This is a genomic window from Pontibacter sp. JAM-7 (genome assembly GCF_048548695.2).
In the GTDB taxonomy this organism is placed as follows: Bacteria; Pseudomonadota; Gammaproteobacteria; order Pseudomonadales; family Balneatricaceae; genus Neptuniibacter.
Window position 1 is genome coordinate 267676 of the sequence record NZ_JBLYIF020000003.1, and the last position, 12121, is coordinate 279796.

Sequence of the window (12121 nt, forward strand, 5' to 3'; positions counted from 1 at the left end):
TTTTCAGGCCACCGTAGGGTGGTTTTTTTGTGCCTCAATTACAGTATGGCACATGGCTTCAGGAGTATAGGGTGAGAACCGTACCCGCAGGGAGGTTCGAGTCGAGGCGTTTATGGTGAGACAACAGCGGAGTTCGCGACGCTGGCCCGCAGGGCGCAAGTCATCCTATACGACCCACCACTTTTCAGGCCACCGTAGGGTGGTTTTTTTGTGCCTCAATTACAGTATGTCACATGGCTTCAGTGTAGAAGAATCAGAGGCAGCTTTTTGGCAAAGTGTTCATGGTGCCTGTTATCGGAAAGCGGGTTTACTGCTTATGCAACTCACTGTGCCGCTGATCATTTTTTATCAGTATACATATTCTGATTGCAGCGCCAGAGGGTGCCGCATTGGCCAGATTGTGCCCAGGTTTTCAAGCAACGCTTTATGTTTTTGGGAGCACAGCATACTACTGATAACAAATTCTTCTTTATCTGCTGTGACACGTTTTGGAGTCTCAATAGGGTTCTCTGTTGCATCAGTAATAATCAGTACTTCAGGTTCGTCCATTTTTGGGGTCAGCGCTGTGACAATGCCTATCTCACCGCTTTTCATCTTGACCATACTGCCCGGTGAGTAGATACCGATACTGTTAATAAACAAACGTACCAGCTCACTATCAATAGCACTGCCTCTCTGTTGCAGCATTTGTCGCAGCGCTTCCTTGTGCAATATGCGCTCACGGTAAGCACGTGGCCTGATCATCGCAGTATAGTTATCGGTAATTGCTATTAATTTAGCTTCGGTGATCAGGTTTTCACCGCTAATTCCCTCAGGGTAACCACTACCATCAATTCGCTCATGGTGTTGTTGAACTGCATCCAGCCAGCTTAGTTCGGTAACTCCCTTGGCTTCGAGTATTTCACGGGATCTGTAAGGGTGGTTATCGATCACTTCTCTCTGTTCAGGCGTCAGAGGCTCAGATTGCTGATGCACTAGATCTTTGATGGATTGCATTCCTAAATCGCATGTCAGTGCAGCGGCAACAACCAATAAACGCTCAAGCGGTCCTTTACCCATGCGTCGATAGGAGACTTCACACAGGATTGCATTATGTAATGGGTGCTCAATACTATGAGGTGCATCCTGCATTAGCTGGATACTGCCCACCATCGCATCGGAGTTTTCATCACAAGCAGTTTGAATATCTAAGGCAACGCGGAGGATTTTATTCGCAAAAGTACGGTCGGTTTCATCGTCCAGCAATGAAAAAGCAATTTCTAGCTGCTTGGTCAGTTGTTTGATAATAAGAAAACTTACCGGGGGTTCTGCCTGTATTTTTGGCGTGCTTGCAACTTCATTGCTGCCCGATGAGGGACTTTGTGCTTTTTCTGCACCTTGTATATAACATCTGGCACCGTAAGAGATCAGCTGATCAATTTGCTGCTGGCTTTTAATTTCTCGGTTACGGGAAAGTAGCATTGAGCCTTTGTGACTATATAAATCCCAAGGTAATACAAACCCTACAGCCAGGTCATTGGCAGTCAGTATTTTTTCATCTGCGTTTTCGATGGGCTGAGACACGGTTTTTCCTGGTTATAAATACATCAACTTTTTTCAAGGATAGCTGATAACTCACTGACTAATCTAGGAAAGATATGATTCCTCTAGCTGTGTGCAAGCCGGTAAATAGGCCCGTCTGCGTCACCACGCTCTTTCTGGTGCCTTTGGCGGTTTCCCTCTAATAGCGTGTTTGCTGGTTGTTCAACAGACGTGCAGCTGTCTGTCGCTTGTTTTTCACCTTATAGGTTTGAATAACACCTTACAAATTAGAGCCTTAGTCATTGGGTGAGTCTAGGAGCTTATAACAGCTATCGTGCGAAGTACCTGGCGTGCCTGCAGGCACAAAAACATCAGCAAAAAGTGCCGCAAAAATTTCCCGAATAACCATTCTTATATTATGGTTAATTGGTATCTAGAGACGTTTGGAGCCTTGCGCACGTAACTTTACCTGATGGATATTGGATCGACCCGTGGCCGTAAAACTGAATGAAATAGCAGACGTTGCACACCTGCAAAGTCTGTGCAGCAGTTTTTCAGATCTATATGGCGTTACTACAGCCATATTGGATCTGAAGGGTGAGGTATTGGTTGCTGCCGGCTGGAAGGTCGCCTGTACTAAGTTTCATCGGGTAAACCCGGTAACGGCTGCGCGTTGTTTGGAGAGTGATACGACCTTGGCCAGTCATCTTAAGGCTGGTCAGGAATATAACGTTTACTGTTGTAAGAATGGTCTGGTGGATGTGGCAGTGCCAATCAAAGTTCAGGGCCATCACATCGCCAATTTTTTTACCGGCCAGTTCTTTTTTGAAACGCCGGACCGTAAAAGGTTTCGCCGCCAAGCCGGCGAAGTCGGTTTTGATGAAGCGTTGTACTTACATGCGATTGATGATATGCCGGTGTTTTCCGAGGAAAAAGTCAAATTGATGATGGCTTTCTTGCGTCAGTTGGCTGAGTTGATCGGCGAGTTGGGCCAGGCCAACCTGCTGTTGAAGGCGCAAAAGGACGCCGTTGAAAAACTAGCACTGTATGACCCGCTCACTAATTTGCCTAACCGGAACTATTTGTGTGCAAGGTTGGATAAAGAGATTGCAAAATCTAAACGTAGCCAACAGCCATTCGCCTGTTTATTTATTGACCTGGATAATTTTAAAAACGTGAATGACAGTCTTGGTCATGAGGCAGGGGATCAGGTTCTGGTTGAGGCGGGGAGGCGTATCCGTAAGGCTGTACGGGAGTATGACCTGGTTGCCCGGTTTGGTGGTGATGAGTTCATTGTCGTTGCGGCTGAACTTTCCTATAAAGAGGTTGCGGGTAAAATCGCTGAGAAGATTATTCTCGCCTTGAATGAACCATTTGCCATCGACAATCAGCTATTCAATCTTTCAGCCAGTGTTGGTATTGCTGTTTTTCCCGGTGAGAACCTGACTTCCTCCGATCTGTTGCGTGCGGCGGATACTGCCATGTATAGATCCAAGTATGCTGGGAAGGGTTGCTTTCATTACTTTTCCGGGGAGCCCGCGTCAACGGTGCTTAATGCACGCATCTAGTGATTTGTCAGACAGTATTTATGGTTGTTGCTGTAGCTATGTGACACCAAAATTGCACTTCTCGGTCTTGCCGGTCTGTCATTCACGTGCCTTTTAACTCAGGCGAGTGCTTGAGCTCGCTGTTCCAACAGGTCTATTAAGATTCTCTCTACACGGCTGCCGCCGACACCTACTCTTTGGGCTGGACTTATAGTGTTCAGCTGGTTAACCGTGGCCTGGTATTCCTGTCGGACAAAATTGGTCAGTGCGCTGAGCAGGGTGAGCGCAATGTCGCGGTTATTATCTGCGTCTGCAGTTGCTACCGTTTCAGTACATCGCTCCAGCCCGTCGGTGTCTCCGGCCGAGGCATATAGGCCGCCGATATGCAGAGCGATAAAAGGGTGGGCCAGCATTGCCTCGAACTTTTTCATATGTTCTGACACCTCTGCTGGTAGGGCTGTTGTCTCACCGGTAGCAAGAAACTCACGCAATAAGAAACCACCGCAATCAGCCAGCGTCAGCACCGGACCGCAGGTGGTGGTGTTTGGCGCACAATAGCGGTGATAACGTGCTAAAGCAGTATCACGCTGACCTAATTGCCACTCTGCCAACGCCAGATGCCATTGGACATGCCCATACATCTGTCCGGCACGTGCAGTGGCTTCATGCGCCGTTAGCCAGTTGATCAGTTGTTGGGCAGATTCCTCTGGTGAATTCATATCATGCAGCACATGTGCAAGTCCGTGGATGGAGTAGAGTGCTTGAGGCCTAATGGCCAGGGCTTGCTCAATCAGCATCCGTCCCCGGTGGTAATCGCCGGCTTCGCTGGCGGCAAAGCCTAGCCGTGATAGATACGCCCAATCCTCTTTCAGGTGGGGGTAGGCCGTTTCCAGTAGATTGAGAACGCGTTCAATTTTGCTGGGGCCGCCGTAAAAAATCAGGTAGCCGCAGAGTTGCGACATAACCAGAAGGTCGCAGGGGGCTGTCTTTAGATAGGCTTCGGTTTGCGCCAGATTCGCGTAGGGCGCTTCAATAAGGCCGAACAGGGCTGAAATATGTTGTTGTTCCCAAGCACTGGCGTTTTTGACTGATTCGGTGGCGCGTACTCTATAACTGGCAGCGGCAGGATCCTGACTGTCTTTTGCCAGCAGGTAACGTGCGGCAGCGGCCAGTGCAAACTGTTCGTCCAACGCCAGGGCCTGGTCTAACTGCTCAGCGGCACCGGTTTCAGAGCCAAGAATCAGGTCAATGCCCTTTGCATAATGTTGCGCTGCAGCCTCAGATGAGCAGGACAGGGGTGCTCCGGTGCGTGATGCCATGATGGTAATCCCTGACTGATGGTTCGGTTTGTTCAGCGCCATTCAGGCCTGACAGTGCTATGTCTATGCAAAGTATAAGGCCTGTTGGCCGGAACGCCGTAAATCTATTTTTTGATGCGGGTGCGAAATAACCGCCCGCATCTATGACATCCTGTGCTTTATCGCGTAACGTTAACTAAAGTGGGAGTTACATGTTGTAACTTTGTCAGCTAGCGCGTACGCAACCGCCGCTGATAATCCTGCATGATGCGCTGCTGTATCGTAGTGCTTACAACACCATTGAAGGATCAAGATGATGTGGTTACGTACCAGCTGCGGTTTCTGGTTCGATATTGTCGTACCAACACCTTTTATCCTCATGCTGCGTCCGCGCAGTGGTGCTCAACAATGGGTGGCACTGGAAGAGTATCGCTTGGTACCTAGTGTGAATGTGTTTGAGTTCACTGACCAGTATGGCAATCTTTGTCAGCGTCTGGTTGCCCCGCCAGGAAAATTTTCCGTGCATACCACCGCTGAAGTGATGACATCCGATCATATCGACCAAGGCTTTGGTGCGCCTTTTGTGGAGATTCAGGACCTGCCCGATGCTGTGCTTGGTTACCTCTTACCCAGTCGTTACTGCGAGGCGGAACAGTTTGGTGAGATGGCCACAGAGATCACTGCTGGCTATTTGCCGGGTTATGATCAGGTTGCTGCAATCGAAAACTGGTTGCGCAGTGCTATCCGGTTTGAACCTGGCAGCAGTGATGTGCCGGTGTCAGCGGTTGAGGTCAATCTCAGACAATATGGCGTGTGCCGCGACCTGGCCCATCTGGGGATTGCGCTCTGCCGTAGCCTGAGTATTCCAGCGCGGTTGGTGGTGGGGTACCTGTATGGTTTGCAACCCATGGAATTACATGCTTGGTTTGAGGCCTATGTGGCCGGTCGCTGGTACACATTTGATGCCACACAAAGTGTCGTCCGTGGTGGTTATGTTGCGCTTGGCTACGGCCGGGATGCCGCGGATGTTGCGGTGTATAACCAGTTTGGTCCATCGGTCTACCCTGTTGCCAGTGAAGTACAGGTGGACTTGATTCAGCGTTGAGTTTTCAGGTAAGGCCCGCTTTACTCTGCTTCGTCCGGGGCTTCTGTGAGTTCGGTGACCCAGACCGCCACTTCCATGCGTGAATCCGGGGGGCCGATATAGCTGCCAGATACCGGGGGGACGGATACAGGTAATCGCGCGACGGCTACCGCAATATGATCTGAACCCACTAAGAAACCGGTAGTGGGATCAAATCCTTTCCAGCCCGCACCGGGCAGAAAAACCTCCGCCCAGGCGTGTGTCGAGCCGGCCAGGGCGGATCCCGGTGAATAGATATATCCTGTGACAAAGCGCGCAGCAAACCCCAAATGCCGTGTGGCTTCAATAAACAACTGTGCCAGATCTCGGCACGAACCACTTCTCAGCGCAAGCGATTCATTGGCAGATTGCACTCCAGGCTCTTCACGCATTTGATACTTCAGCGTTTTATGGGTTTTTTCATTCAGCCGCTTTAGCAGGGTGTATGACTGAATATTTTCGCTGCTGTGGCAGATGTCCGCTAACCACTGACTCAGTGGATCATCCTTGGTCTGAGGGCGCTGGTACATATAGGGTGCCAGCATAACCCGGTCTTCTTCTGAGTACTGAAAAGGATACTGTTCGGCATAGTCTGACACCAGGAAATCATAGGGTGCTTGGTTGTATTGCTGGATGGTGGTATCGCTTTCGATCAGTAACTGGTTTGACGGAGTGCTGAAACTGGCCGAAGCAACGGCATTTTCTTCGGCATCCCGGTGCCAGCGCAGTACTGCCGTTGGCTGGATCGTCAGAGAAGAGGTTTCAATTCTGAGTTCAGGGCCTTCACGAGGGCGCAGGCGCAGGGTATGTGGGCCAAGTTGCACATCCTGAGTAAAGTAGTAATGGGTCTGATGGAGAATGCGAAAGCGTTTCATACCGAACCTTACTGTTTGAGTCATGCAAAATAGGCTAAACAGCCGTTTTACAGGCATCCAGTCTAGAGCGGGTAGGTGTTTTTGATCTGACCATGTCAGCGAAATGTCCACAAGCGTGGATTCAGGAAACAGCGGACACGCTAAAGCCAGTATATGACGTAGCCTGCGGTAAAGCTATGTGACCTGTTTGCGAAATGAACTGTGTCAGGCTTTTTTGGCCAGTTTTACCGTCGTACTTAAGTTTATTTGGCTGAAACAGTGTGTCGCCCGAGTTGGCGCAGAATGCTCGAATATTGTGGCTGCTAATTATATAGTTATTATAGAACAATGAGTTACATACGTGGCACATGGGTTGCTAAAGATATAATACCTATAATAAAAAGCAACGGAGTATGCCGACGCTGGCATAAAATACCCATGTCCCTATCAGATGTTAATCCGATCCATCGAATCAATGAACTTTACTGGGGTTTTGCCATTTCTCGTGCCATCCATGTGGCGGCTAAACTGGGAATTGCCGATCATGTGACGGCAGGCGGTACCTCGGTAAATAACATAGCTGCCAGCACTAACCTGAACCAAGATCGGCTGTATCGCCTGATGCGGCTGCTGGCGTCCTATCAGATTTTTGCTGAAACGGAGAAAGGGGTGTTTGTGCCAACGCCATTATCCGATGTGCTCACGACGGCAGGAGATAACTCGGTGCGGGATGCTGCGCACTTAGTGACGAAGTCGATGTGGGAAGCGTACGGTCATTTGGAGCATAGTATTCAGACTGGTGAAGATACCTATACTGAGCTGTTTGGCAAAGGGGTGTTTGAGTACCTGGATGAACATGCTCATGAAAGCGAACAATTTTCCCGTGCCATGCATAACTATGCTGAATTGGAAAATCCATTGATCGCTGAGTCTTGCCCGTTGCAACAAGCTGTTAATGTGGTGGATGTAGGGGGTGGGCAGGGCGGTTTTCTGGATGAATTGCTCGAGGCTCATAAACACATTAGCGGTCTGCTATTTGATCAGCCGCATGTCGTGGCTGATGTGAACCCTACAGCAAGAGAGTCTGAGCGTTTTGCTATAGTCGGCGGCAGTTTTTTTGACGCAGTACCGTCTGGCGCCGATGCATATTTCTTGAAACGCATACTGCATGACTGGAATGATGATGATTGCTGTAAAATTCTGAGTAGCGTCAAGGCGGCAATGAAAACAGACAGCCGGATTTTCGTGATAGATGCCATTGTACCGGCCGGGAATGTGCCGCACTTCTCCAAAGATCTTGAAGCATTTTTGCTGACCTGGGGTGGTCAGGAGCGTGACCGGGACGAATTTGAGCAGCTGTTCGCTCGGGTGGGATTGCAGCTGGCTTCAGTGATAGAAACGCCTACCGCATTGTCGATACTGGAGGTGAAGCTGGCGTCGCAGTAAGTTTGATGTTGGTCCTGGTCCTAGACCTGTGGTCAGGGGCAGGACTGGCTTCTCTTCGTTATGCCTTTAAGGTCGGACACAGCTTTTTTTAGCGTTCCTTCTGTTTAACAGCTATTCCCGTTTTATAATGGTCTATTACTGGCGGTGATCATGATGTTGGTCCCTGAGGTCAGATCAGGCGTAATTTTCGGGAGCGTGTGAAATATGTTTATGCTGGATTATAAACAACCCAGTTGGTGGCTCTGGTTACTGACGGTTATCTGCCTGGGGGCTGGGGTGGCCGGTTATAGCCTTGGTTTTAAGCTGGCGATGGCGCTGACAGTAGTACAGGTATTCTATTTTACCTATCAAGAACAGGATCTGCTGGCATTTCCGGTTCAGGTACGGATGGTGTATCTGCTGTTGCTGGTGGTCTGCTGGCAGGAGCCGTTCCAGTGGTTATTCTGGCTGCCATTGCTCGGTACCACCGTCCAACTGGTTTTTGGTTACTGCTTGCTGGCGCGTTGTCTGTCGTTGCTGCCCGGCAATCGATGGGAACCTATCAGTACCGACCTGCTTCGTCGTACCTTTCTCACGCCGCCTCAACGGGGTAATGTGATGCAGGGCCTACCTTCAGATTCGGTCTGAGTCAGTGGTCATGAAAACCAATTTAATCACCCGGGCCGGTTATGAGCAGTTACGGCAAGAGCTGGATGATCTGTGGCGTAAAGAGCGACCGGACACCACCCAGAAGGTTGCCTGGGCCGCCAGTCTGGGTGATCGCAGTGAAAATGCGGATTACCAGTATAATAAGAAACGTCTGCGCGAGATTGATCGCCGTATCCGTTACCTGCGTAAGTGCCTTGATCACCTGAAAATCGTTGATTACGCCCCTGAGCAGGCAGGGCGTGTATTTTTTGGTGCCTGTGTGGAAGTTGAAAATGAGGCGGGAGATACACGGCGGTTTCGTATTGTCGGTTATGACGAGATCTTTGATCGTAAAGACTATATCTCCATTGATTCACCCATGGCCCGTGCTCTGCTGAAAAAATCCGTGGGGGATGAGGCCTTAGTGTGCACCCCGAAAGGCGAAACCTACTGGTATGTTAATGCGATCAGCTACCCGGAGAATCCGTGAATTGTCCCGGCGCGGTGTCGTGCAGCCTGTATTGTCGGGTAAAGAGTGAGCGTCCTCCGCCGATAATCTGGTGACCAGTGCAACTCCTGCCTCAGATCAGATTGAGTGAATCCTGCAGTGCCCATAAGAACTGAACTCATAGAGCAGCGTATCGATGGCTTGACTGTCGATTTAGGCCCCGCCGTACAGAGTGGTAATGGTGCGCGCTTCTTTATGTTGCTTAGTCTGATCGCTTCGAATCAAACCATGCTGCGACCCGAAACCGCTACCGCCGGGCAGGGTGAGTTTACGCTGCCACCAATGGCGCTGAATTATCCGGTACAGGATGAGATCTACAGCCCGGCTGTGGCCGAGCGATTTAATCAGGCAGTGCATCAGGGGTTTGGTGGTGATTTTGCTTATCTGAACAGCTATCTTGGCGCAGTCAGTGAGCGGCCAGTCATGCGGACAGCCAATTTGACTCAGGGCATGCAGGAGCCGATGTTACAGGCGGGACAGCTAATGACCGCTGAAGTTGAGCAGTCACGGCAATCGTGGATTGCAGCTGCCTGACTAGTTGGTATGCCACTGAATTTGGGTGGTTTCGTCGTTTTCTACTTTCCACCATTCGTCAGGATCATCTCCCTCTTGCCAGCCGCTGGCGATACAGCGAATCTGCGTTGCGAGTGCCTGTGCGGCATCTTGGGCACAATCCAGATCGGTTGCCCAGGGTGTGCAATCAGCATCGAACCATACGCTGGTCCAGGCTTTGCCTACGACTTTTTCGTTTACCATGACAGGCACTGACTGACCGGCAAATATTGCCTGGTAATGACAGATCGTACCCTGGGTTTTACCTGTTGTGAGTTGCTCCGCGCGGGCTTTTAGCCAGGCTTCAATCTGTTCGAGTGAGCAATGCTTGATATAGATTTCGATATCGGGGTGGCGGTCAGTGGTCATCTTTTTTACTCACAAAATGCAGCAGGCGAAATACACTCAGGCTGAGGTAACCGGTGGCGGCCAGTATGCTGCCCAGTGCCGCGATGATCAAGCCAAGCAGGGCCATTAGCTCTTGACTGAGGGAACTGGCCAGCATGAATTCTGCGACAACCAATGCCGCCATGCCTAAGGCAAATAGTGCAAAGCCGATGCCGAGTAAGGCTAAGTTTCGCCGCGGGTCATGGACTCTGCGCTCGAGCCAGCGGCGCCAGAATGCCGCTTTCATCGGCGCTGGAACCAGCCCAGGTTAACGTCCAGCGTCAGCTGCAAAGTGTCTCTCTCCATCAAGCGTTGGCGGGCTTCAGGTTTCAGGCGCTGGCCGTGAGGGGTCATGGCTAGTAACTCACTAATTGCTTCGCTTCCCTGTAGCGTGAACTCGGCTTGTACCGGGTTGATGGCGCGGGTTTCGAAGGTGGACTCTAACAGGGACGCCGCATCCAATACGGAATCATGTACTTCGTCATAGATCAGTTCCCGCAGTTGTCGCAGGTGATTGGCACCCGGCCATGCAACCAGTAAATTACCACCAGGCTTTAGCGGGCGGGCCAACGCATCAGGCAGTATCCGGCTGAACAGCAGCAATGCCAAATCAAGGCTGTGGGGTGCGATGGGTATATCGACCGCCGAGGCAACCAGCCATTGAATCTCCCGACTGCGCTGGCAGGCGGCTTTAATGGCATGTTTGGAGATATCCAGCCCGGCCAACGCGAGTGGTCGCTGGGCCGTGGCAAAGTATTGCGCCAATCGCTGGGTGTAATAACCTTCACCGCAGCCTACATCCAGCACCTGTGGCTCTGGCTGGTCAGCCAGAATGTCGGCAGTCAGCAGGTTGATGGCGTCGGACAGGGGCTGATAGTAACCACGGTCAAGAAATAATCGCCGTGCCTGCACCATGGCCTGATTATCGCCGGGATCGCGACTGCGTTTTTTTTGCACCAGCAGCAGGTTGTAATAGCCTTGCCGGGCAGCATCAAAGCTGTGTCCTGCAGCACAGGTCAGTTGGCCTGGTTGTGTCGAAAGCCGGTCCTGGCAGACAGGGCATTGTAGTTGCATGGTGTTAACCGGCCTTGGTCAGCAGGCGAGCCAGGATGTTTTCATACAGGCCGGAAAGCGTATCCAGATTTTCACAGCTCACTCGTTCATCCACTTTATGAATGGTGGCATTGATGGGGCCAAGCTCGACAACCTGTGCCCCGGTGGGGGCAATAAAGCGACCGTCGGAGGTGCCACCTGAGGTGGACAGCTCGGTCTCCCGGCCGGTGATAGCACGAATGGCGGATTCACAGGCATCTACCAGATCACCACGTGGTGTCAGGAAAGGGTTACCGGACAGGGTCCAGTCAATACCCCACTCAAGCTGGTGTTTGTCGAGGATGTCGCGTACCCGGTTTTTCAGTTCATCCGCGGTTACCTCAGTGGAAAAGCGGAAGTTGAACAGTATCTCGACATCACCCGGCACGACATTGGTGGCACCCGTACCTGCATTGATGTTGGAAATCTGAAAGCTGGTGGGGGGGAAGAACTCATTGCCATCATCCCAGATTTCAGTGGATAACTCGGCCAACGCCGGTGCGGCCATATGGATCGGATTTTTCACCAGATGTGGATAGGCGACATGACCCTGTACGCCGTGAATAACCAATTTGCCGCCGAGAGAGCCGCGGCGACCATTCTTAATCACATCACCGACTTGGCTGGTGCTGGATGGTTCGCCAACGACGCACCAGGTAATTTTTTCGTTGCGGGCTTCAAGGTGTTCGACCACCCGCACGGTGCCATTGACCCAGGGGCCTTCTTCATCACTGGTAATCAATAGAGCGATAGACCCGTCATGCTCAGGATGATTTGCAATAAAACGCTCCAGAGCAGTGATGAAAGCCGCTAGGCTGCCTTTCATATCAGCGGCGCCACGGCCGCACAGCATGCCTTGATCAATCAGGGCTTCAAATGGGGGGTACTGCCAGTTCTTTTCCGGACCGGTGGGGACTACATCTGTATGGCCGGCAAAACAAAACAGCGGGCCGCTATCGCCACGTCGAGCCCAAAAGTTAGAGACCTCTTCAAATGGTAGCCGCTCGATTTTAAAACCGAGGGCTTCCAGGCGTTCGATCATCAACTCCTGACAACCCGCATCTTCAGGTGTCACCGAGCGTCGATTGATCAGCTCCATGGCCAGTTCAATGGTGGCGGAATGGGGGTGTGACATGCTCGGTTTCCTTTCTTTTCAGTGCAGGTAA

General features: G+C 51.2%; 13 protein-coding genes and 1 other RNA gene. 7 read left to right on the forward strand and 7 right to left on the reverse strand.

The features are described 5' to 3' along the window. Positions 1-50: 50 nt before the first annotated feature. Positions 51-180: non-coding RNA, RtT sRNA (locus ACFVYJ_RS05710), on the forward strand. A gap of 168 nt (positions 181-348) precedes the next feature. Here the strand turns inward: ACFVYJ_RS05710 and ACFVYJ_RS05715 are convergent. After that, positions 349-1563: an HD-GYP domain-containing protein gene (locus ACFVYJ_RS05715; RefSeq protein ID WP_419414075.1), complete on the reverse strand. Its 1215-nt coding sequence runs from the start codon at positions 1561-1563 to the stop codon at positions 349-351. Between the two features lie 449 nt (positions 1564-2012). On the opposite strand from ACFVYJ_RS05715, the gene ACFVYJ_RS05720 reads away from it, so the two are divergent. Further along, a complete protein-coding gene (locus ACFVYJ_RS05720; protein WP_419414076.1) occupies positions 2013-3089 on the forward strand; it encodes a diguanylate cyclase domain-containing protein in 1077 nt (358 codons plus the stop codon). A 98-nt stretch (positions 3090-3187) separates the two neighbouring features. On the opposite strand, the gene ACFVYJ_RS05725 is transcribed toward ACFVYJ_RS05720, so the two are convergent. Continuing rightward, on the reverse strand, positions 3188-4387 hold the full coding sequence (locus tag ACFVYJ_RS05725) for a tetratricopeptide repeat protein (RefSeq protein WP_419414077.1): 1200 nt from the start codon (positions 4385-4387) through the stop codon (positions 3188-3190). 292 nt (positions 4388-4679) lie between these two features. Between ACFVYJ_RS05725 and ACFVYJ_RS05730 the strand changes: the two genes are divergently transcribed. After that, complete coding sequence (locus tag ACFVYJ_RS05730; protein WP_419414078.1) at positions 4680-5471, forward strand: transglutaminase-like domain-containing protein; 792 nt, start codon at positions 4680-4682, stop codon at positions 5469-5471. A 20-nt stretch (positions 5472-5491) separates the two neighbouring features. Here the strand turns inward: ACFVYJ_RS05730 and ACFVYJ_RS05735 are convergent, their stop codons facing one another. Continuing rightward, the gene (locus ACFVYJ_RS05735; protein ID WP_419414079.1) at positions 5492-6364 is read right to left on the reverse strand and encodes a transglutaminase family protein; all 873 of its coding nucleotides are present in this window, start codon (positions 6362-6364) and stop codon (positions 5492-5494) included. A gap of 417 nt (positions 6365-6781) precedes the next feature. Here ACFVYJ_RS05735 and ACFVYJ_RS05740 point away from each other — a divergent pair, with 417 nt between their 5' ends. The 4 genes from ACFVYJ_RS05740 (at position 6782) to ACFVYJ_RS05755 (ending at position 9458) form a co-directional block, all read left to right on the forward strand. Further along, positions 6782-7789 (forward strand): methyltransferase, encoded by a 1008-nt coding sequence (locus tag ACFVYJ_RS05740; protein ID WP_419414080.1) that lies wholly within the window; start codon positions 6782-6784, stop codon positions 7787-7789. A gap of 204 nt (positions 7790-7993) precedes the next feature. Continuing rightward, positions 7994-8416, forward strand: a complete 423-nt coding sequence (locus ACFVYJ_RS05745) for a hypothetical protein (RefSeq protein ID WP_419414081.1) — start codon at positions 7994-7996, stop codon at positions 8414-8416. 10 nt (positions 8417-8426) lie between these two features. Continuing rightward, positions 8427-8906, forward strand: coding sequence for a transcription elongation factor GreB (greB, locus tag ACFVYJ_RS05750; RefSeq protein ID WP_419414082.1), 480 nt, complete (start codon positions 8427-8429; stop codon positions 8904-8906). 117 nt (positions 8907-9023) lie between these two features. Next, on the forward strand, positions 9024-9458 hold the full coding sequence (locus ACFVYJ_RS05755; protein WP_419414083.1) for a hypothetical protein: 435 nt from the start codon (positions 9024-9026) through the stop codon (positions 9456-9458). Here the strand turns inward: ACFVYJ_RS05755 and ACFVYJ_RS05760 are convergent, their stop codons facing one another. Genes ACFVYJ_RS05760 through dapE form a run of 4 tightly spaced genes read right to left on the reverse strand, consistent with a single transcriptional unit; the run spans position 9459 to position 12090 of the window. After that, entirely contained in the window at positions 9459-9845 is a 387-nt protein-coding gene (locus tag ACFVYJ_RS05760; RefSeq protein ID WP_419414084.1) for a hypothetical protein, read from the reverse strand. Next, entirely contained in the window at positions 9835-10110 is a 276-nt protein-coding gene (locus ACFVYJ_RS05765; RefSeq protein ID WP_419414085.1) for a hypothetical protein, read from the reverse strand. Before ACFVYJ_RS05765 ends, ACFVYJ_RS05760 begins: the two co-directional genes overlap by 11 nt. Next, positions 10107-10937, reverse strand: a complete 831-nt coding sequence (locus tag ACFVYJ_RS05770) for a putative RNA methyltransferase (RefSeq protein WP_419414086.1) — start codon at positions 10935-10937, stop codon at positions 10107-10109. The genes ACFVYJ_RS05765 and ACFVYJ_RS05770 overlap by 4 nt, the downstream gene beginning before the upstream one ends. A 4-nt stretch (positions 10938-10941) precedes the next feature. Beyond that, positions 10942-12090: a succinyl-diaminopimelate desuccinylase gene (gene dapE, locus ACFVYJ_RS05775; RefSeq protein ID WP_419414087.1), complete on the reverse strand. Its 1149-nt coding sequence runs from the start codon at positions 12088-12090 to the stop codon at positions 10942-10944. Positions 12091-12121: the final 31 nt, after the last annotated feature.